Origin of the sequence: Streptomyces sp. NPDC004609 (genome assembly GCF_042873655.1) — a bacterium.
Lineage (GTDB): Bacteria > Actinomycetota > Actinomycetes > Streptomycetales > Streptomycetaceae > Streptomyces.
Genome location: NZ_JBIALS010000026.1, coordinates 103,419 through 123,714 on the forward strand (window position 1 = coordinate 103,419; position 20,296 = coordinate 123,714).

Genomic DNA, 20,296 nt, shown 5'->3' on the forward strand with positions numbered 1-20,296 from the left:
CCGACCTGCGGTTTTGCCTTCGAGTACCCCGCGCACTAGCTTTTGCACTGACCAGTCAGTTCAAAGGGAGGGTGTGTGGACAGCCCACAGGGGGCGGCCGTTGTCGCCGAGGGCCTCGGGCTGAGGGGGCCTCGCGGATGGGCCTTCCGCTCGGTGGACATCGACGCCGGGCCGGGCTCGCTCATCGCCGTCGAGGGCCCGTCGGGCACCGGCCGGACCTGTCTGCTGCTGGCACTCACCGGCAGAATGCGCCCCGCCGAGGGCCGCGCCGAGGTCGGCGGCCTGGCGCTGCCGCGCAGGATGGCCGCCGTCCGCGGGATCAGCGCGCTGGGACACGTACCGGGGGTGAACGAGCTCGACCCGGCGCTGACCGTGGCCGAGCATCTGCGGGAACGCGCCCTGCTGCGGCGCCGTTTCGACGGCTCGCTCCGGGCCCTGCTGCGCCCGCGCGCCGACCGGGCGGCCGACGCCCGGCGCCGGATCGACGAGGCGCTGGAGACGGCCGGGCTGGACCTCGCCGGGCTGGTGAAGGAGGGGCGGACGCCCGTACGCGACCTGGAGCGGCTGGAGGCCCTGCGGCTGTCAGTCGCCCTCGCGCTCATCGGCCGCCCCCGGCTGCTCGCCGTCGACGACACCGATCTGAAGCTCTCCGACAGCGAACGGGCCGGAGCCCGGGCGCTCCTGCGCGACGTCACCGGGTCCGGCACGACGGTGCTGGCCGTGTGCAGCCGGGCCCCGAAGGGCAACGTGACCGTCGTCCGCACCGGCGACGACACGGCACACGGGGACCGCGGCCTCGGCGGAACCGCGAGGTCCGGCGGCGCGGACCGCGACCACCCGGACCACCCGGACCACCCGGACCACCCGGACCAGGGTGACACCGACACGGACCGTCCGGGCCCGGAGCCCGCGAACCCGGACGGCGAGGACACGACCGGCGGCGCCCGGGCCGGACGCGCCCCGGGCCGGAGCACCACGGCCGGGGACGCCGTGACCGGGCACAGCGCCACCAGGCACGGAGCAACCGGGGGCGGCATGGCCGGGAAGGGGGCCTCCGATGCGTTCACCGCGACTGGCCGCGCTTGAGCTGAAGCGGTTCGGCCGGGGAAGGCTCCCCCGCGCCGCGCTGGTGGCGATCGTCCTGCTGCCGCTGCTGTACGGCGCGCTGTATCTGTGGTCCTTCTGGGACCCCCACGGACAGCTCGACCGCGTCCCCGTCGCCCTCGTCAACGAGGACGAGGGCGCCACCGCCGACGGCAAAAAGCTCACGGCCGGTGACGAGATCGCGGACGGCCTGCGCGAGAGCGAGGTGTTCTCCTGGCACGAGGTGAGCGCGGCCGAGGCCCGCAGGGGCGTCGAGGACGGCGCGTACTACCTGTCGCTGACCGTGCCGGAGGACTTCAGCAGGCGGATCGCGTCGAGTTCGGGCGACTCGCCCGAGACCGGCGCCCTTCAGGTGCGTACGAACGACGCCAACAACTACATCGTCGGGCAGATCTCGCAAACCGTCTTCTCCGAGGTCCGCACCGCCGCGTCGACCAAGGCGTCCCGCTCCTTCCTGGACCGCATCTACATCTCCTTCTCGGACATCCATGACGCGACCGCCGAGGCCGCGAAGGGCGCCGACGAGCTCAAGAGCGGCATCGGCGAGGCGAAGAAGGGCTCCGAGGATCTCGCGGACGGTCTCACGAACGCCAAGGACAGCAGCGGCAGGCTGGCCGGCGGCCTGGCGAAGCTCAAGAAGGGCGCGAGCGACCTCGAAACGGGCTCCCGGCAGATCGCGGCCGGCACCCGGAGTCTCGCCGAGAAGGTCAACGGGGTCGCCGCCGGCGTCCGCCCGTATCTCAAGGACGACGGCACGTCGATCGGCAACACCGCCCGGCTGGTCGCCGACTCCGCCCAGGCCGTACGCAACAACCTGGACGGCCTCGTGAAGGCGGCCCCCGGGACATCCGCGCTCGCCGACGCCTCGGCCCAGGAGCTGCGGTCGGTCCACACGGCGCGCTGCGCGGACGCGGCGACGGCCGATCCCGAGGTCTGCCCGGCCCTGAAGCGCGCCATGGTCGCGGCGACCGATGTCGCCCGGATCGCCGGCGACGTCGACACCCTGGTCAAGGACAGCAAGGGCGATCTGAAGAAGCTGGACGGCCAACTCGCCGACCTCCGGACGAAGGCGGCGGACCTGGCCGACCGCTCGCCCCGCCTGGACGAGGACCTCACGTCCGCCGTCACCAAGGTCAACGCGCTCGACGCGGGCGCGCGAAAGGTCGCCGAGGGAGCGGACTCCCTCCACACCGGCCTGACCACCGCCACCTCCGGCTCCAGCGAACTGGACAGCGGGGTCGGCAGACTCAGGAAGGGCGCCGGGAACCTCGACGGCGGTCTGTTCAGACTCACCGACGGTTCGGCCGAGCTGGCGGGCGGGCTCAACGAGGGCGTCACGAAGATCCCCGACTACGGCAAGGAGGAACGCGACCGCCGTACGGAGGTGATGGCCGACCCGGTGAAGCTCGCCGCGCAGTCCCTGCACCGGGCTCCCAACTACGGCACCGGCTTCGCGCCCTACTTCATCCCGCTCTCCCTCTGGGTCGGTTCGATGGTCGCGTACATGATCATCCAGCCGCTCAACCGGCGGGCTCTCGCCACCGGGGGCTCCGCCTGGCGGATCGCGCTGGCGGGCTGGCTGCCGGTGGTGGCGATCGGGCTGGTGCAGGTGGCCGCGCTGATGTCCGTACTGCACTGGTCACTCGGGCTCAGGATGGCGCACGCGGCGGCGACGCTCGGCTTCCTCGCGCTCGTCGTCTGCTGTTTCGCCGCGATCATCCAGTGGCTGAACGCCCGTTTCGGGGCGGCCGGACGCATTCTGGTCCTGGCGGTGCTGATGCTCCAGCTGACCTCGGCGGGCGGCACCTACCCCGTGCAGACCAGCCCGGGCTTCTTCAACGCGATCCACCCCTTCCTCCCGATGAGTTACGTCGTCGAGGCACTGCGGAGGCTCATCACGGGAGGCGGGCTCGGCCCGGTGTGGCAGGCGAGCGCGGTCCTGCTCGCCTTCACCGCGGGCGCTCTCGCGCTCACCGCCCTGTCCGCGCGGCACAAGCAGGTGTGGACGCTGGACCGGCTGCACCCCGAGCTGAGTCTGTAGACCGGCCGATGTGGACGAAGGGGCAGATGAGACCGGTGGGAACCCGGTCTGCGGACCCCGTGAGACCTGTGAGAATCGACACCATGGATGCCATGGACAGCACCAGCACCCGACGCCGGGCGACTCGGGCGAAGCTCTACGAGGCCGCGGTGACGCTCATAGCCGAGCAGGGCTTCTCCGCCACGACCGTGGACGAGATCGCCGAGCGCGCCGGGGTGGCCAAGGGCACGGTCTACTACAACTTCAAAAGCAAGACCGAGCTGTTCGAGGAACTTCTGCGGTTCGGCGTCGGTCTGCTGACCGCATCGCTCCAGTCCGCCGCCGACGAGACGGCGGAGCACGACGGCACCAAGGTCGAGGCGCTGGACGCGATGATCAGGGCCGGACTGGTCTTCATCGACCGCTATCCGGCCTTCACCCAGCTGTACGTCGCCGAACTCTGGCGCACCAACCGGGCCTGGCAGTCGACCCTTCTGGTGGTGCGGCAGCAGGCGGTGGCCGTGGTCGAGACGGTGCTCAGGGAGGCCGTCGAGGGCGGTGAGCTGAGCGCGGAGATCGACATTCCGCTCACGGCCGCGGCGCTGGTCGGGATGGTGCTGGTGGCCGCGCTGGACTGGCAGTCGTTCCAGCCGGAGCGCTCGCTCGACGAGGTCCACGCGGCGCTCTCGCGGCTGCTGCACGGCCGGGTGAGCGGACGCTGAGGGCCCCTCGGCCGCGGCGGGATCTCCCAGCCGGGCCGGGGCTTCGGCCACGCCGGCGCCGGGCCTGAGCGAAGCCCCGGGGGCCCGCCGCGACACTCACAGAAGCGGTGGCACGGACAGCGCCCGCCGGGCGTTCGAGGTGCCCCGGCGGTGGACGGCCCGGCGTGAACCGGGCACGGAACGACGCCGGTCCGGCCAGGGCTCGATTCCCGAGCCCCGCCGGACCGGCGTCCCCCGTGTCCCCGTTCTCCCCCGTGTGTTCCCCCGTGGTCCCGGGGAACCCCCTTGCGCGGGGTCCCCCGTCCTGCGTCCCCGTTCGTCGGGGGACCGCGCCGTTCCGCCGCCCCGTGCCGTCGGTACCGGCGCCGCGTCCCCCTCCGTGGTCTCCACTCTTCCGTCCGCGCAGGTGGGAGCCCATCCGCGCGGATACTCATCTCGTTCCGTAGGTACGCGTACTCAGTTGTCCGTACCCATGCCCATCACCTGTGCGTGTTCTCCCCCTTGTGCCTGGTTTTCCCCGTCCGCCCGGCGCGGCGGCTGGCTACGATCACGTCCGTGTCTGTACTCCCTCTCGTCTTCACCAGCGGCTGGGCCAGCGGGATCAACGCGTACGCGGTGGTCCTGCTGTTGGGCGTCTTCGGGGCCACCGGGCTCTCCGACGACGTGCCCGACACCCTTCAGCGCACCGATGTCCTGATCGTCGCCGCGGTGCTCTTCCTGTGCGAGGCGGTGGCGGACAAGATCCCCTACGTCGACTCGGTCTGGGACTCGGCGCACACCGTGATCCGCCCGCTGACGGGTGCCGTGGTGGCCGCGCTCCTGGCGGGCCAGAGCGGCTCGCTGCCGGAGATCGCGGCCGGTGCGGTGGGCGGCTCGACCGCCCTGATGAGCCATCTGGTCAAGGCCGGGACGCGGATGGCGGTCAACACCTCTCCGGAGCCCGTCAGCAATATCGCCATGAGCATCGCGGAGGACCTGGGCGTCGCCGGACTCATCACGTTCGCGATCTTCCATCCCGTGGCGGCCGCGGTCATCGCCGGTGTGCTGCTGGTGCTCGGCATCGTGACCGTACTCTTCCTGGTGTCGAGGATCCGGAGATTCCGGCGGCGCAGGGCCCGGCGGCGGCAGGAGAAGCGCCTGGCGGCCCTCCGCACCGGCGCAGGCCCACCGGGTTAGCGGCTTTCGTTCGGATCGTGCCGGGCTCGCGGGTCATGGCACCGCGGGTCACGACTCCCCGGCCGGACTGTCGGTGGTGGTCGGTAGAGTCCCCGGCATGGCAAGGATTGCGGTGATCGGCGCCGGGATGGGCGCCATGGCGGCTGCCGCCCGGCTGGCCGTGGCGGGCCACCGGGTGACGGTGTACGAGCGCTCGGAGACGTACGGGGGCTCGGTGGGCGTCTTCGAGCGCGACGGCTTCGTCTTCGACACGGGCCCCGCGCTGCTGCATCTGCCCGCCGTCTGGCGCGATCTGTTCCTGAAGACGGGCAAGGAGTCACTGGAGCGGTGCGTCGGCCTCGTCCAGGTCGACCCGGCCGGCCTCCATGTCTTCGCCGACGGCACCGAGGTCCCGCTGCCGAGCGCGTCGCGGGCGGGGATCGTCTCCGCGCTGGCGTCCGCGCTGGGCGCCGGGGCGGGCGAGCGGTGGGGCGCGTTCCTGGACCGGGCCCGGGACGCCTGGGACCGTTCCCGCCGTCCGCTGCTGGAGGAGCCCCTGTGGTCCGACTGGCGGGTGCTGGAGCGCGACCCGTACCCCGCGCCGCGCCGCCGCGCCCTGCTGCGTACGAGGACGGCGTCCACCGTCGCCGAGGTCGGCGCCTGGGAGCTGTCCGATCCCCGGCTCGCGGCGCTCTTCGAGAGCTGTGTGCTGGGGTACGGACTGGACCCGCGGCACGCCCCCGCGGGCGCCGCGCTGCTGCCGTACATGGAGCAGACCTTCGGAAGCTGGTACGTGGAGGGCGGACTGCGGGAGCTGGCCCGGGCGGTGTACGAGAGGTGTCTGGCCCGCAGGGTGGAGTTCGCCTTCGGCTCCGAGGTGACCGCGGTCGTCGAGAAGGACGGCCGCGCCGCCGGAATCGAGCTGTCGGGGGGCTCGGTCGTCGAAGCCGGCCATGTGGTGGCCGGCACGGACGCGCAACGGCTGGCCGGGCAGGACCTGTGGCATGAGGGAGACGTACGACCGCGCGCGGGTGCCGGCGGTGAGCCGCTGCCGGGCAGGTTCACGGTGCTGCTGGCGCTGCGTGGGGCCGGGAAGGCGGATGCCGCCCACCGGAGCGTGGTGCACTCTCCCGACACCCTGGCGGAGGCGGCGGCCGTCTTCGGGGGTGCGGCGGCCGACCGGCCCACGGTCACCGTGCTGCGCCCGGACGATCCGCGCACCCGGCCGGACGACGGACACGAGGCCGTCACCCTGACGGCGACGGTCGCCGGGCACGGCGGCCGGGTCGACTGGACCGACGGGGCGCTGCGCCGGCGGTACACGGAACTGCTGATCGACACGGCGGGCGCGGCTCTGGGAGGGGCCGGGGAGATACGCGACCGGCTGCTCTGGCACGAGACCATGACACCGGCCGAGACGGGCTCCTTGCCCGCACCGGCTCTGGCGGGACCGGGCGGCCGCTGGCTGCATCCGTCGAACAGCACCCGCCTGCCGGGGCTGTATCTCGTCGGTGGCCGGTCGCATCCGGGCGGAGGGCTGGCCCACGCGGGGATGTCCGGAGCGCTGGTGGCCGGTCTGATCGTGGAGGGAGCGGGCTTCCGCGGCTCGCAGTGAGCGGGGTTCGGCCGGACGTACGGCGCGGAAGGCGTGCCGCTCCGGGGAGGGCGGCCGGCAGTCTGCGCCCCGGACCCGGCGGTGGCCCGGCATGCGCACGGTGCCGGGCGGGCACCCGGCCTGAAGGGCGGTGCCGGCCGGACGCAACGGATCCGGTACGGCTGCCGGGGGCCTGATCGGCACACCGGGCGGGGCAGGGTGCGGGGCCGGACTGCGGGCGGCCCGCCGACACCGTCAGTAGCGGAATTCCTGCTGCTCGTTGGGCCCCGGCTCGTAGTCGTACGGAGCGGGCTCCTGCGGCCCGCCCGGCTCGGGATCGCGCTGCTGGGGCACCCACACCCCGCCCGGGGGCGTCTCCGGGTACGGCTGCGGCGCGTAGTACGGGTCCGGGGTGTACGGCTGCGGGTTGCCGAAACTGTCGTAGCTCTCGTAGGCGCTGTACTGCTGACCGCCCACATAGGGGTCGGAGTACGCGGCGTACTGCCCCTGGCCCGGCCCGTAGTCGTACTGCTCGCCGGTGTCCTCCGCGCCGGGCCCGGGGACGTAGTAGGGGTCGAACGCGCCGCAACCCGGACCGCCCGGTTCCTGCTCCGGTCCCGGCCCCTGTTGCGCCGCGGCGAAGCCGGTGTCGCTGTACACGCCGTACTGGCCGGTGTCGTCCGGCATCGGCTCCGGCTCGTACACGGCCCCCTCCCCGGTCTCCGGTCCGGCCGGGGTGAAGGGATGAGCGGCCGCGGCCTGCTCGGACGTGCTCTCCTCCAGGCCGGAGACCTCCAGCGAGGCGACGGCCGACTCCTGCGCGGAACCCGCCTTGCGGCGGCGGCTCGCACCCGGGCGTCCGCCGATCGCCCAGCCCGTGGAGAAGCCCTTGCGGAAGGAGAGCGTCACATAGGTCTGGCCGACCGCGAAGACGAGCACACCGAGCCCGATCACCGCTCTGGAGGCCATCAGCACCCCGAGGACCACGGTCAGAAAGCCGCCGAAGGCGAGCAGGCGCCAGCGCAGCCGCGCCTTGTACTGCAGCAGCACCTCACCGAGCAGCCACAGAGCGACGATGCCGAACGCGATGTAGAGGACCGTAAGCCCCATGCCCGCCCCTCTCCCCCGGCCGCCGTCGGATACGGCCGATCAGGACTGCTTGTGCAGCCCGAGATTCTCGTAGATCTCGAGCGTCGCGGTGGAGTTGTTGAGGGTGATGAAGTGAAGGCCCGGAACACCCTCCGAGAGCAACCCCGCACAGAACTCCGTTGCGAACTCGATACCCAAGGAGCGTACAGCGGCCGCGTCGTCCTTGACCGCGAGGATCCTGTCTTTCAGGTGGGACGGGACAGCGGCGTTGCTCAGCTGGGCGAAACGTTCGAGCTGCCGGACGCTGGTGACCGGCATGACCTCGGGGATGATCGGCGTTTCGCAGCCCGCGGCGGTCACCCGGTCCCGCAGCCGCAGATAGTCCTCGGGCTTGAAGAACATCTGGGTGATCGCGTAATCCGCCCCGGCCCGGCACTTGTCGACGAAGTGCCGGATGTCGGTGTCCCAGTCCTCGGAGCGGGGGTGCATCTCGGGGAAGGCCGCGACACCGACGCAGAAGTCGCCGGACTCCTTGATCAGCCGGACCAGCTCCGCCGCGTACCGCACGCCCTCGGGGTGCTTGACCCACTCGGCCTGGGGATCGCCGGGCGGGTCGCCCCGGACGGCGAGGATGTTCCGGATCCCGGCGTCCGCGTACTGGCCGATCATGTTGCGCAGCTCGGCGATGGAGTGGTTCACCGCGGTGAGATGCGCGACGGGCGTGAGGGTGGTGTCGGCGGCGATCCGCTCGGTGGCCCTGACCGTGCCGGCGCGGGTGGAGCCTCCGGCGCCGTAGGTCACGGAGACGAAACTCGGGGCCACGGCCTCGACCCTGCGCAGCGCGTTCCAGAGGTTGCGCTCGCCCTTCTCCGTCTTGGGAGCCCAGAACTCGAAGGAGTAGGACGTCCTGCCGGTGGCGAGCAATTCGCGCACCGTCCGTGCGCGATCCGTCCGGGTGGAAGGTGTTCCGAGGGCCATAGTCGCAGGCTATCCAGGGTCGGAGGGTCTCCCAACCGCAGTCCACCCATCGGACAGCGGTGGGGACCGTTCGACCGGGCCCGCCCTGCGGGCCGGACCGGACGAGTGAGGAGGGGGCCGGTGGAGGGGCTTCTCCCACGCCGGAGCCCTGCCGGAAGGCCGCGGACCGGGGCCGCTGTCGTGGCCGGAGGGCTACGGGGAAGACGTGCTGCGCCGGGGGTGCAGGGGCCCGGCGCGCCCCGTCCGGCGGGCCCGCCGGACGGGGCGGGGCGGTCAGTCGGAGCGGGCGCGGATCCGCTTGCTGAGGTGGGCTGCCGCGGCTGCGGGGTCGGAGGCTTCCGTGATGGCCCGGACGACGACGATCCGGCGGGCTCCCGCGTCCAGGACCTCGTCGAGGTTGTCCGCGTCGATCCCTCCGATGGCGAACCAGGGCCGGTCGGTCCCGAGCGCGGCGGTGGCACGGACGAGTTCCAGCCCGGGGGCGTGCCGTCCGGGCTTGGTGGGGGTGGGCCAGCAGGGTCCGGTGCAGAAGTAGTCGACGCCGGGCTCGGCGGCCGCGGCCACGGCCTCGGCCTCGGTGTGGGTGGAGCGGCCGATGAGGACGCCGTCGCCGAGGATCGTCCGGGCGGCGGGCACGGGGAGGTCGCCCTGTCCCAGATGCAGCACGTCGGAGCCGGTGGCGTGGGCGACGTCCGCCCGGTCGTTCACCGCGAGCAGCTTGCCGTGCCGACGGCAGGCGTCGGCGAGGATCCGCAGGTACTCCAGTTCCTCGGCCGCCTCCATGCCCTTGTCACGCAGTTGCACGATGTCGACGCCGGAGGTCAGGACCGCGTCCAGGAACCCGGCGAGATCACCCCGCTCTCTGCGCGCGTCGGTGCAGAGGTACAGGCGCGCGCCGGACAGCTGCTCACGAACCGTGGACATGACGCATTCCCCCCGGTGGGTCGGCGGTGTGCGGGCCCGCCGGGCGCGCCCGCACACCGCTGGGTGTGTCTTCGTGTGGTCGCGGGCTCGGGCCTCAGACGGCGAGCGCCTGGGCCCGGCGCTTCACCTCCGTGCCGCGATTCTCGCTGAGCGCCTGCGCGGGGGTGCCGGGCAGGGTCGGGTCCGGGGTGAAGAGCCACTCCAGCATCTCTGCGTCGGTGAAGCCGTCGTCCTTCAGGAGCGTCAGGGTGCCGGAGAGGCCCTTGACGACCTTCTCGCCGCTGATGAAGGCGGCGGGAACCATGAGCACGCGGTTCTCACCACGGCGCACCGCGATCAGCTGGCCCTCCTTGACCAGCTGCCGGACGCGCGTCACCTCGACATCGAGCTTTTCGGCGATGTCGGGCAGCGTGAGCCATGCGGGGACGAGAGCATCGATCTTTGCGTCAATCTCGGTCACGGGACAAGCCTGCCATCTGGGACTGACAGTGGGTAGCGGGAGCCCCCGGCCGGCTGCGGCCAACCGGGCCGCGGTCCGGGCACCGCCGCTGGTCAGAGCCGGATTCCCGGACCCCGGACGGCTCAGAGGGACGCGGCCTTCAGAGGGACCGAGGGGTCGGCGGCGCGCTGTGCGTCCAGCCGGCCGCCCGACTGGATGACCTTGCGGCCCTGTGCCAGATCCCTGGGCCTGCCCACGGCGAGCAGCGCGATCAGGGCTCCTTCGCGCAGCCACAGCACCGTCCAGGCCGGGTCCGCGGGGTCCCCGCGCCAGACGGTCGTATCGGCGTCGGTGTGATCGCCCGCGTACTGCACGAACCGTCCGAACTGCTCGGACCAGAAGTACGGCACCGGGTCGTAGACCGCCGGTGGCTCCCCCGGTGCGCCCGGTGAGGTTCCGGCCGCCGGTCCGGTGGCGGCGCCGGTGACGGGGCCCGTACCGGAGAGGCCGTGGGCGGCGTCGGCGGCCTCGACGCGGGCGATGACGTTGGCGGCCACGGTGCGCGGCCCCTGGAGGGCGTTGTCCCAGTGGTGGACGAGCAGCCGCCGGCCGTAACGGGCGGAGGGGAAGGAGGCGCAGTCCCCCACGGCGTACACATCGGGCTGCGAGGTGCGCAGATACCGGTCGGCGGTGATCGCGCCGTCCGGGCCGGTCTCGATCCCGGAGCCCGCGAGCCAGGCGGTGGCGGGGCGGGCGCCGATGCCGACGACCACGGCGCCCGCGGCGATCCGCCGCCCGTCCGCCAGAACGACCGCGCCGGGCTCGACGCCGGCCACGCGCGCATGGGTGATCAGTTCGGTTCCGAACTCCGCGTACCACTCGGCCATGGGGGCGGTGACCTCGGCGGGCAGCGCGCCCGCCAGCGGCCGGTCCGCGGCCTCGACGACCGTGACCGAGCAGCCCGCCCCGCGGGCGGCGGTGGCGAACTCCGCGCCGATCCAGCCCGCGCCGACGACCACGATGTCGTGCCGTGTGCCGAGGACGGGCCGGAGCCGCTCGGCGTCGTCCAGGGTGCGCAGCAGGTGGACCCCGGGCACGGACGCGATGCCGGGCAGACCGATCGGTTCCGCACCGGACGCGATGACGAGGACGTCGTACGGGACGGGCCCGGCCTCGGTGTCCAGCTCATGCGCGCCCGGGCGCACCGCGGTCGCCTCACAGCCGAGGCGGAGCTCGACGGCGAGCTCCTCGAAGTCGACCTCGAAGGCCGATCCCTCCGCCGTGCCGAGGAGGATCGCCTTGGAGAGCGGTGGCCTGTCGTACGGCTGATGGGGTTCCGCGCCGATGACGGTGACGGAGCCGGTGAATCCCTCTTCACGCAGGGCGACGGCGGTCTGCACACCGGCCATGCCCGCTCCGACGACGACCACGCGGCGCGTCCGCTGCTGTTTCTGCTGCTCGCTCACCCGTCAACCTTACGCACCTGACGGACCGTCAGAAAAGAGGCTCCCCCTCACGGCCCCGCGCTACGGCCCCGCGGGGAGCCCACGCCGCGCTGTCGCCGCTCCTCCACGACGCTCGTCCCGCGCCCCGGCTGTGACTCCCACTCCCAGCTCTCCTCAAGGCGCACCCGCCCGTCGGGCAGCTCCACGACCGTCGAGACACAGTGCCCCGACGAGGTGGTGCCGTCCGTCTTCAGCTGCACATAGCGGAAATCGAGCCGGTCGCCGTCACGGGTGCCCACCAGATGCCCCCGGACCACGTCCCCGCCTGCGTACTCGGCCCAGATCCGGCCCTCCTCCTCGTGGTACGCGAACCGGGTGCGGGTGCCCACCTGGCCCGGGGCCTGATCCGCGACCGGGGAGAGCACCAGTCCGTCGAGCGACCTTGCCATGGCGACTCACTCCCTCGTGCTGCGCCCTCCCGGGCGGCGGCGGGCGGGGGCCGCCGCCCGGCACCACGTCTACTGCGAGTCGAGGGCTGGGGTTAGGGTGGCCACCGTAAAGCACTCGCGGGAGTCCGGACGCACCGGGCTGAGAGGGAGGCTGGACGGCCTCCGACCGTACGAACCTGATCCGGGTCATGCCGGCGAAGGGAGGGGCTCGCCGCCCATGTCGCACACCTCCGGTCCGTCCGAGCCGCCCGGGGCGTCCCCGTCCTGCCCCGCCGGGTGGCGCGTCCCCGCCCCGGCGCCACCGCCGGACAGCGCGCCCCCCGCACCGCCCGCGGGCACCGCCCCGGCGCCACCGGAGCCGCACCGCTCCTCGCCGGGGCCCGGCCGCGGTTCCCGTGTCCCGGACGTCCTCGTCGTCGGCGGCGGCATCATCGGGCTGGCCACGGCGTGGCGGACCGCGCAGCGCGGCCTGAAGGTCACCGTCGTCGATCCCGAACCCGGTGGCGGAGCCGCGCACGTGGCCGCCGGAATGCTCGCGGCGGTCACCGAACTCCACTACGGCGAACAGACCCTGCTGGCTCTCAATGTGGAGTCCGCCCGCCGCTACCCCGCCTTCGCCGCGGAGCTGGAGGAGGCGAGCGGCCGGGGCATCGGCTACCGCGCCTGCGGCACCCTGGCCGTCGCGCTCGACGCCGACGACCGGGCCCATCTCCGCGAGCTCCACGCGCTTCAGCGCCGCTCCGGTCTGGAGTCGGAGTGGCTGACCGGCCGGGAGTGCCGCCGTCTCGAACCCATGCTCGCACCCGGTGTGCGCGGCGGTCTGCGGGTCGACGGCGACCACCAGGTCGACCCACGGCGGCTCGCGTCCGCACTGGTCACGGCCTGTGAGCGGGCCGGGGTGACGCTGTGGCGCGGCTGGGCGGACCGGCTCCTCGTCGAACGCGACCGGGCGAGTGGAGTCGCCCTCACCGACGGCCGGGAGCTGACCGCCGGCCAGGTCGTGCTCGCGGGTGGCAGCCTCAGCGGACGGCTCGCCGGGGTCCCGGACGACGTCCTCCCGCCCGTGCGCCCTGTGAAGGGGCAGGTGCTGCGGCTGACCGTGCCCCCCGCGCACGCTCCCTTCCTGTCCAGGACCGTCCGGGCCGTGGTGCGCGGCAGCTCCGTCTATCTGGTGCCGCGCGAGAGCGGGGAGCTCGTCGTGGGCGCCACCAGTGAGGAACTGGGCTGGGACACCACCGTCACCGCGGGCGGTGTCTACGAACTGCTGCGCGACGCCCACGAACTGGTGCCGGGCATCACCGAGCTGCCGCTGACCGAGACCCGCGCGGGGCTGCGCCCGGGCTCTCCGGACAACGCGCCCCTGCTCGGCCCGACCGCGCTGCCCGGCCTGCTGCTGGCCACCGGCCACTACCGCAACGGCGTGCTCCTCACGCCCGTCACCGGCGATGTGATGGCCACGGCCCTCACCTGCGGCGCGCTCCCCGAAGAAGCCCATCCCTTCACCCCCCGTCGCTTCACTCCCGTCTCTCAGGAGCAGCCCGTATGAGCAGCTTTCCCCTGGTTGTCTCCGTCAACGGCGAGCGGCGTGAACTCGCCACCGGGACCACGCTGGCCACCCTCGTCGCCGGTCTCACCACCGCGCCGTCCGGTGTCGCCGCCGCCGTCAACGAGGCCGTCGTGCCGCGCAGCCAGTGGCCGGGCACCCTGCTCGGCGACGGCGACCGCGTGGAAGTCCTCACCGCGGTCCAGGGAGGCTGAGCACCGCCATGGCGGACGACCGGCTCACCATCGGCGACACCACGTTCACCTCCCGGCTGATCATGGGCACGGGCGGCGCGCCCAGCCTCGACGTCCTGGAGCGCGCGCTCGCCGCGAGCGGCACCGAGCTGACGACGGTCGCGATGCGCCGCCTCGATCCGACGGTCCAGGGCTCCGTGCTCTCCGTACTGGCGAAGCTCGGCATCCGCGTCCTGCCCAACACCGCGGGCTGCTTCACGGCGGGGGAGGCCGTGCTGACGGCCCGGCTGGCCCGTGAGGCCCTCGGCACCGACTGGGTCAAGCTGGAGGTCGTGGCCGACGAGAGGACGCTGCTGCCCGATCCGGTCGAGCTGCTGGACGCGGCGGAGGTCCTGGTCGACGACGGCTTCACCGTCCTGCCGTACACCAACGACGACCCGGTGCTCGCCCGGAAGCTGGAGGACGTGGGCTGCGCGGCGATCATGCCGCTGGGGTCGCCGATCGGCTCGGGGCTCGGTATCCGCAATCCGCACAACTTCCAGCTGATCGTCGAGCACGCGCGCGTGCCGGTCGTCCTGGACGCGGGTGCGGGCACGGCGTCCGACGCGGCGGTGGCGATGGAGCTGGGGTGCGCCGCGGTGATGCTGGCCTCCGCGGTGACCCGGGCCCAGGAGCCGGTCCTGATGGCGGAGGCGATGCGGCACGCCGTGGAGGCGGGGCGGCTCGCCCACCGGGCGGGGCGGATTCCGCGCCGCCACTTCGCCGAGGCCTCGTCGCCGGCGGCGGGCCTGGCGGTGCTGGATCCGGAACGCCCGGCGTTCTGATCCGCGCCGCCGCGCGTCACGGGGCTCCCCGGTACCCCGATCGCCGCAGAGGCCGGTGGCCCGCCCCGGGCACGGGCCACCGCACGGCTCCCGCCGGGGCTCCGCCCGGGATCCGCACCCCGATCGCCGGAAGGTCCGGACGTACGCGGAGGCGGCCCGGCCCGTGCCCGCAGGCCAGGGGGTACGGGACGCGGTGCGGCCGGGCTGTCACAGGTCGGACTCAGTACTGCCCCGGTCCCGCTCCGGCGCGGCGGGGCTGTCGGTGGTGACTCGTAGAATCAGCTCGTGGACACGACCCTCCAGGACCCTCTCGTCGGGCAGGTGCTCGACGGCCGCTACCGCGTCGACGCGCGCATCGCCGTCGGCGGGATGGCCACGGTCTACCGGGCCGTCGACACCCGCCTCGACCGCGAGCTGGCGCTCAAGGTGATGCATCCGGCGCTCGCGACCGACGCCGCGTTCGTCGAGCGCTTCATCCGCGAGGCCAAGTCCGTGGCGCGCCTGGCCCACCCCAATGTGGTGGCCGTCTTCGACCAGGGCGCCGAGGGCGCGTATGTGTACCTGGCGATGGAGTACGTGGCGGGCTGCACCCTGCGGGACGTCCTGCGCGAGCGCGGGGCGCTCCAGCCGAGGGCCGCGCTGGACATCCTGGAGCCCGTGCTGGCGGCGCTGGGGGCGGCGCACCGGGCCGGCTTCGTCCACCGGGACATCAAGCCGGAGAATGTGCTGATAGGGGACGACGGCCGGGTCAAGGTCGCCGACTTCGGCCTGGTGCGCTCGGTCGGCTCGGTCACGAACACCACCGGCACCGTGCTGGGCACGGTCTCCTATCTCGCCCCCGAGCAGATCGAGCACGGCACGTCGGACACCCGTACCGATGTGTACGCGTGCGGGGTGGTCCTGTACGAGATGCTGACGGGCACCAAGCCGCACACGGGCGACACCCCCGCCCAGGTCCTCTACCGGCATCTCAACGAGCAGATTCCGGCGGCGTCGGCGCTGGTCCCGGGGCTCGCGGTCGAGCTGGACGAGCTGATCGCGAGTGCCACCGCCCGCAATCCGGACGTCCGTCCGCACGACGCCGTGGCGCTGCTGGCGCAGACCCGGGAGACCCGCGCGGACCTCGGGGACGCCCAGCTGGACCTGGTGCCTCCCCGGGCGGTCACCGACGCGTCCGGGACGCCGGAGCGCCCCGCCGACGCCGAGGCGCGTACGGACGTCATTCCCCGGGTGCTGCCCCGCGAGGAGCCGCGGGTCAGCCACACCGCGCGGCTCGCCATGCCGCCCGCCGCACCGGCGGGGGCCCGGCGCCCCGGCCGCCCGGGGCTCCCCCGCCGCGGCGTCGTCGCGATCGTGGTGGCCGTCCTGATGGTGTTCGGTGTCGGCGCCGGGGTCTGGTACATCAACTCCGGGCAGTTCACCCGTGTCCCCGCGCTCATCGGCAAGTCCGAGGGCGACGCACGCAGGCAGCTGGAGAGCGCCGGGCTGGAGGTGCGGGACGTCCGCCGCGAGTTCAGCGAGACGGTCGAGCGCGGCACGGTCATCGGCACCGACCCGGCGACCCATGAGCGCATCCGGGGCAACGGCTCCGTGACGATCGTCGTCTCGCGCGGCCCGGAGATCGTCCGGGTACCGGCGGTGAAGGGCGATCCGCTCGCCACGGCCGAGGACAAGCTCCGCAGGGCGGGCCTCGCGCCGGGGGTGGTCACCAGGGAGTTCAGCGAGGACGTGCCCCAGGGCCTGGTGATCGGCACCGACCCGGCGGCCGGGACGGGGCGCAGCCCGGACTCCGCGGTCGCCGTCGTCGTCAGCAAGGGCGCCCCGATCGACGTCCCCGACGTCAGGGGCGACTCGGTCGAGGAGGCGACCGCCGAGCTGGAGGGCGCGGGCTTCGCCGTCACGGTCGCCCCCGGGCAGGTCAACTCTCCCGAGGAGGCGGGCACGGTCGCGCGGCAGTCCGCCCCGGAGGGTGCGAAACTGGCCGCCGGCGACACGATCACCCTGACGGTCTCCAAGGGGCCGCGCATGGTCGCCGTCCCCGATGTCACCGGCGACTCCGAGGCGGACGCCAAGCGGAAGCTGGAGGACGCGGGCTTCACGGTCGAGGTCGAGAAGAGCTTCCCGTATCTCGGCAGCACCGTCGCGAGCCAGTCCCCGTCCGCGGAGGACAGTGCCCCCGAGGGCGGCACCGTCACGATCACGATCAAGGGGCTGTAGACACCCGCATGCGCAATCCCGTCGGCGGCCACGTACCCGTGGCGGGCGGTCTCGCCACGGCCGGGCTCGCGTACGCACGGGAGCTGGCGGCGGAGACCGTCCAGGTCTTCGTCGCCAATCCGCGCGGCTGGGCGACCCCCGTGGGCCGTCCGGCGCAGGACGAGGCGTTCCGGGCAGGGTGCGCGGACGCCGGGCTGTCCGCCTATGTCCACGCCCCATATCTGATCAACTTCGGCTCGCACACCGAGGCGACGGCCGAGCGGTCCGTGGAGTCGATGCGCCACTCACTGCGCCGGGGCCGGGAGATCGGCGCGCTGGGTGTGGTGGTGCACACCGGTTCGGCGACCGGGGGCCGCTCGCGTGAGACGGCGCTCGCTCAGGTACGGGAGCTGATGCTGCCGCTGCTGGACGAGCTGACCCACGACGACGATCCGTTGCTGCTGCTGGAGGGGACGGCGGGCCAGGGCTCCTCGCTCTGCTCCCGGATCGAGGACTTCGGCCCGTACGTCGAGGCGCTGGAGGCCCACCCCAGGCTGGGGATCTGCCTGGACACCTGTCATGTCTACGCGGCCGGGCACGATCTCGCGGGCCCGCGGGGGATGGAGCAGGCCCTGGATCTGCTGGTGGAGACGGTCGGCGAGGGGCGGCTGGGGCTCGTCCACGCGAACGACTCGAAAGAAATGGTTGGCACACACAAAGATCGTCACGAGAATATCGGCGCCGGGTGTATCGGCGACGAGCCGTTCGGGGTACTGATGCGCCATCCGGCGACCGAGGGCGTACCGCTGGTCATCGAGACGCCCGGGGGCAGAGACGGGCACGCGGCGGATGTGGCCAGGCTCAAGCGGTTCCGGGAGTAGCTGCCGTTTCAGCGGCGACAACTGTTTCAAACAGTACCCCATAGGGGTATATAGTCTTCCGCTGTCGGCAGGAACGCACACCTGAGTTTGGGGAACACTCATGCAGCACGACTCCCATGCCCACCACTCCGCCCGCGACCAGAACGCGGACGGCACAGCCCACCTGCACGGCGAACACACCGATCACGGCGGACAGACGGACCTCAGCAGTCACACCGATCACAGCAGCCATGAGGGACACGGTGCGCACGCCGGACACGGCGCCCCCGGCGGCTCCGTCAGCTGGGGCATGGCCGCCAAGGCCACCCTCCACTGCCTGATCGGGTGCGCCATCGGTGAGGTCCTGGGCATGGTCATCGGTACCGCGCTGGGCTGGGGAAACGCGCAGACGATGGCACTGGCGATCTTCCTGGCGTTCATCTTCGGCTACTCGTTCACCATGATGACGATCCTGAAGGCCGGCCTGAGCTTCAAGGCCGCCGTGAAGGTCGCGCTCGCCGCCGACACCCTCTCCATCACCGTCATGGAGATCACCGACAACAGCGTTCTCGCGCTCTGGCCGGGAGCCATGCACGCGGAGCTGTCCGACGGCCTGTTCTGGTACGCGCTGGCCATCGCCTTCGTGATCGCGTTCCTGGTCACCACACCGGTCAACAAGTGGCTGATCGGCCGCGGCAAGGGCCACGCGGTGATGCACCAGTTCCACTGACACACGCCGTCGGTACCCGACGTCGAGCCACCGGACCGCACCGGGGCATCGCCCCGACGGACGCACGGGTACCACCGGCTACCCAGGCGAGCGGTTCCGGAGGCGGCCTCTACAGCTCCGGGCCGTCCCCCGGCTCCTCCTGGTACGAGTAGCGCTGCTCCCGCCAGGGGTCGCCGAGATTGTGATAGCCGCGCTCCTCCCAGAAACCGCGGCGATCGGCGGTCATGTACTCCACGCCCCGGACCCACTTGGGCCCCTTCCAGGCGTACAGATGCGGCACCACCAGACGCAGCGGGAAGCCGTGCTCGGCGGTGAGCAGTTCACCGTCCTTGTGGGTGGCGAAGATCGAGCGCTCGGCGGTGAAGTCGCCGAGCCGCATATTGGCGCTGAAGCCGTACTCGGCCCACACCATGACATGCGTGACCTCCGCGGCCGGCGGGGCGAGATCGACGATCGTACGGGCGGGCACACCGCCCCATTCGGCCCCCAGCATGCTGAACTTCGTGACACAGTGCAGATCGGCGACGACCGTGGAGAAGGGCAGCGCCGAGAACTCCTCGTGATTCCAGCAGTGCTTGTCGCCGTCCGCCGTCGCACCGAAGACCCTGAACTCCCAGCGGTCCGGCTTGAACTTGGGTACGGGCCCGTAGTGGGTGACCGGCCAGCCACGCTGCAGTCGCTGGCCCGGCGGAAGCCCGGTCCCCTCTGCTGCGCGGTAATCCCGGCTCTCCCGCTGACCCATGCCCTCCATGGTGACAGACCGGGAGGGGTGGTCATGACCAGGTCTGCGCCGATTCGGGCAACTCCTACTAAGGAGGCACTTACTGGACGGGCTCTCGGCTGCGGTGCGAGGATGCGCGCACCCGCCCCCCATGGTCATACGCGTGGAAGGAGCCTCTGCGATGCAGGGCGACCCCGAGGTCATCGAGTTTCTGAATGAGCAGCTGACCGCCGAGCTGACGGCGATCAATCAGTACTTCCTGCACGCGAAGATGCAGGAGAACTTCGGCTGGACGAAGCTCGCGAAGTACACACGGTCCGAGTCGTTCGACGAGATGAAGCACGCCGAGGTTCTGACCGACCGGATCCTCTTCCTCGACGGCCTGCCGAACTACCAGCGGCTGTTCCACGTACGCATCGGGCAGACCGTCAGCGAGATGTTCCAGGCGGACCGCCAGGTCGAGGTGGAGGCGATCGACCGGCTCAAGCGCGGTATCGACGTCATGCGCGGCAAGGGCGATGTGACCTCGGCGAACATCTTCGAGTCGATCCTGGCGGACGAGGAGCACCACATCGACTACCTCGACACGCAGCTGGAGCTGATCGAGAAGCTCGGTGAGCCGCTCTACATCGCCCAGCTGATCGAGCAGCCGGAGAGCTGAGCGCCCGCGCCGAGCATGCGGGAACGCCAGGGGAAACGCTCCTGCGGACCCCGGTCCCGGTCCGGAGCCGCTCGCTCCGACCCGTACGCCCCCGAGTGAGCCCCACACCATGAGCACCACGGCCCGAGAACGACCGGCGAGAACGTACGGCGGGGCTCGCGCTCCCGGCGACCGATCGATCGGACGGGATCAGGCGGCTTCGTCGAGGGCCTCGTCCGTGACGGCCGTCAGCGGGGATCTGCCCTGATCGAGCAGCTCCCGGCGGGGGCAGGCGCCCCGGCCCAGGATGGACTGGATCCTGCGCACACAGGAACCGCAGTCCGTGCCCGCCTTGCTGGCGGAGGCGATCTGCCGCGGCGTGCAGGCACCGGCGGCCGCGTGCTCCTTGACCTGCTTCTCCGTGATGCCGAAGCATGAGCAGACGTACACGCGGTTCACCTCCCGACCATGGGTCGCGCCTTCCCGATTCCTCGGTGAGGCTAACCTAACCTTACCCGCCACGTCGAGGGGCAAAAGCAGAGTGGGGGGGGGGGGGGGGGGGGGGGGGGGGCCCCCCCCCCGCCCGGGGGGGGCCCGGGGGGGCCGGGGCCCGGGGGCGGAGAGATGTGGGGGAAGGCGCGCCCGAACACGAAGGCGCCCCGGGGCGGG

20 protein-coding genes and 1 riboswitch are annotated in these 20,296 nt (G+C 72.5%); of the genes, 12 read left to right on the top strand and 8 right to left on the bottom strand.

Features of this window, described 5'->3' with window-relative positions; genetic code table 11:
* Positions 1-75 precede the first annotated feature (75 nt).
* From ACFYT4_RS24525 to ACFYT4_RS24545, 5 genes are all read left to right on the top strand, one after another.
* Positions 76-1,086, top strand: a complete 1,011-nt coding sequence (locus tag ACFYT4_RS24525) for an ATP-binding cassette domain-containing protein (protein ID WP_389272829.1) — start codon at positions 76-78, stop codon at positions 1,084-1,086.
* Positions 1,058-3,145 (top strand): YhgE/Pip family protein, encoded by a 2,088-nt coding sequence (locus ACFYT4_RS24530; RefSeq protein ID WP_389272832.1) that lies wholly within the window; start codon positions 1,058-1,060, stop codon positions 3,143-3,145. Before ACFYT4_RS24525 ends, ACFYT4_RS24530 begins: the two co-directional genes overlap by 29 nt.
* Before the next feature lie 92 nt (positions 3,146-3,237).
* Positions 3,238-3,846 carry a TetR/AcrR family transcriptional regulator gene (locus ACFYT4_RS24535; RefSeq protein ID WP_389272835.1) on the top strand — a complete coding sequence of 203 codons (609 nt, stop codon included), beginning with the start codon at positions 3,238-3,240 and terminating at the stop codon, positions 3,844-3,846.
* A 555-nt stretch (positions 3,847-4,401) separates the two neighbouring features.
* Positions 4,402-5,022, top strand: coding sequence for a DUF4126 domain-containing protein (locus ACFYT4_RS24540; protein WP_389272838.1), 621 nt, complete (start codon positions 4,402-4,404; stop codon positions 5,020-5,022).
* 97 nt (positions 5,023-5,119) lie between these two features.
* Positions 5,120-6,616 carry a phytoene desaturase family protein gene (locus tag ACFYT4_RS24545; RefSeq protein WP_389272841.1) on the top strand — a complete coding sequence of 499 codons (1,497 nt, stop codon included), beginning with the start codon at positions 5,120-5,122 and terminating at the stop codon, positions 6,614-6,616.
* 234 nt (positions 6,617-6,850) lie between these two features.
* On the opposite strand, the gene ACFYT4_RS24550 is transcribed toward ACFYT4_RS24545, so the two are convergent.
* The 6 genes from ACFYT4_RS24550 to ACFYT4_RS24575 form a co-directional block, all read right to left on the bottom strand.
* Positions 6,851-7,705, bottom strand: coding sequence for a hypothetical protein (locus ACFYT4_RS24550; RefSeq protein ID WP_389272844.1), 855 nt, complete (start codon positions 7,703-7,705; stop codon positions 6,851-6,853).
* 39 nt (positions 7,706-7,744) lie between these two features.
* Positions 7,745-8,662, bottom strand: coding sequence for a methylenetetrahydrofolate reductase [NAD(P)H] (gene metF / locus ACFYT4_RS24555; protein WP_389272847.1), 918 nt, complete (start codon positions 8,660-8,662; stop codon positions 7,745-7,747).
* Between the two features lie 273 nt (positions 8,663-8,935).
* Positions 8,936-9,586, bottom strand: a complete 651-nt coding sequence (gene thiE / locus ACFYT4_RS24560; protein ID WP_389272850.1) for a thiamine phosphate synthase — start codon at positions 9,584-9,586, stop codon at positions 8,936-8,938.
* A 94-nt stretch (positions 9,587-9,680) separates the two neighbouring features.
* Positions 9,681-10,046: an Rv2175c family DNA-binding protein gene (locus tag ACFYT4_RS24565; RefSeq protein WP_389272854.1), complete on the bottom strand. Its 366-nt coding sequence runs from the start codon at positions 10,044-10,046 to the stop codon at positions 9,681-9,683.
* A gap of 122 nt (positions 10,047-10,168) precedes the next feature.
* A complete protein-coding gene (locus ACFYT4_RS24570) occupies positions 10,169-11,491 on the bottom strand; it encodes an NAD(P)/FAD-dependent oxidoreductase (protein ID WP_389272857.1) in 1,323 nt (440 codons plus the stop codon).
* Between the two features lie 47 nt (positions 11,492-11,538).
* On the bottom strand, positions 11,539-11,919 hold the full coding sequence (locus ACFYT4_RS24575) for a hypothetical protein (RefSeq protein WP_389272860.1): 381 nt from the start codon (positions 11,917-11,919) through the stop codon (positions 11,539-11,541).
* A gap of 107 nt (positions 11,920-12,026) precedes the next feature.
* A riboswitch (TPP riboswitch) is annotated at positions 12,027-12,139 on the top strand.
* Between ACFYT4_RS24575 and thiO the strand changes: the two genes are divergently transcribed.
* From thiO to ACFYT4_RS24605, 6 genes are all read left to right on the top strand, one after another.
* Positions 12,137-13,465 (top strand): glycine oxidase ThiO, encoded by a 1,329-nt coding sequence (thiO, locus tag ACFYT4_RS24580; protein ID WP_389272863.1) that lies wholly within the window; start codon positions 12,137-12,139, stop codon positions 13,463-13,465. It overlaps the preceding riboswitch by 3 nt.
* Positions 13,462-13,677 carry a sulfur carrier protein ThiS gene (thiS, locus tag ACFYT4_RS24585; RefSeq protein WP_389272866.1) on the top strand — a complete coding sequence of 72 codons (216 nt, stop codon included), beginning with the start codon at positions 13,462-13,464 and terminating at the stop codon, positions 13,675-13,677. Before thiO ends, thiS begins: the two co-directional genes overlap by 4 nt.
* An 8-nt stretch (positions 13,678-13,685) precedes the next feature.
* Positions 13,686-14,480 carry a thiazole synthase gene (locus ACFYT4_RS24590; RefSeq protein ID WP_389272869.1) on the top strand — a complete coding sequence of 265 codons (795 nt, stop codon included), beginning with the start codon at positions 13,686-13,688 and terminating at the stop codon, positions 14,478-14,480.
* 285 nt (positions 14,481-14,765) lie between these two features.
* A complete protein-coding gene (gene pknB / locus ACFYT4_RS24595; protein ID WP_389272872.1) occupies positions 14,766-16,697 on the top strand; it encodes a Stk1 family PASTA domain-containing Ser/Thr kinase in 1,932 nt (643 codons plus the stop codon).
* 8 nt (positions 16,698-16,705) lie between these two features.
* Positions 16,706-17,557 carry a deoxyribonuclease IV gene (locus ACFYT4_RS24600; RefSeq protein ID WP_389272875.1) on the top strand — a complete coding sequence of 284 codons (852 nt, stop codon included), beginning with the start codon at positions 16,706-16,708 and terminating at the stop codon, positions 17,555-17,557.
* Between the two features lie 100 nt (positions 17,558-17,657).
* Positions 17,658-18,266: a DUF4396 domain-containing protein gene (locus ACFYT4_RS24605; RefSeq protein ID WP_389272878.1), complete on the top strand. Its 609-nt coding sequence runs from the start codon at positions 17,658-17,660 to the stop codon at positions 18,264-18,266.
* A gap of 109 nt (positions 18,267-18,375) precedes the next feature.
* Here ACFYT4_RS24605 and ACFYT4_RS24610 read toward each other — a convergent pair whose 3' ends face one another.
* Positions 18,376-19,008 (bottom strand): sulfite oxidase-like oxidoreductase, encoded by a 633-nt coding sequence (locus ACFYT4_RS24610; RefSeq protein WP_389272881.1) that lies wholly within the window; start codon positions 19,006-19,008, stop codon positions 18,376-18,378.
* Between the two features lie 160 nt (positions 19,009-19,168).
* Here ACFYT4_RS24610 and bfr point away from each other — a divergent pair, with 160 nt between their 5' ends.
* Positions 19,169-19,648 carry a bacterioferritin gene (bfr, locus tag ACFYT4_RS24615; RefSeq protein ID WP_389272920.1) on the top strand — a complete coding sequence of 160 codons (480 nt, stop codon included), beginning with the start codon at positions 19,169-19,171 and terminating at the stop codon, positions 19,646-19,648.
* A gap of 189 nt (positions 19,649-19,837) precedes the next feature.
* Here the strand turns inward: bfr and ACFYT4_RS24620 are convergent, their stop codons facing one another.
* The gene (locus tag ACFYT4_RS24620; RefSeq protein ID WP_389272884.1) at positions 19,838-20,086 is read right to left on the bottom strand and encodes a bacterioferritin-associated ferredoxin; all 249 of its coding nucleotides are present in this window, start codon (positions 20,084-20,086) and stop codon (positions 19,838-19,840) included.
* Positions 20,087-20,296: the final 210 nt, after the last annotated feature.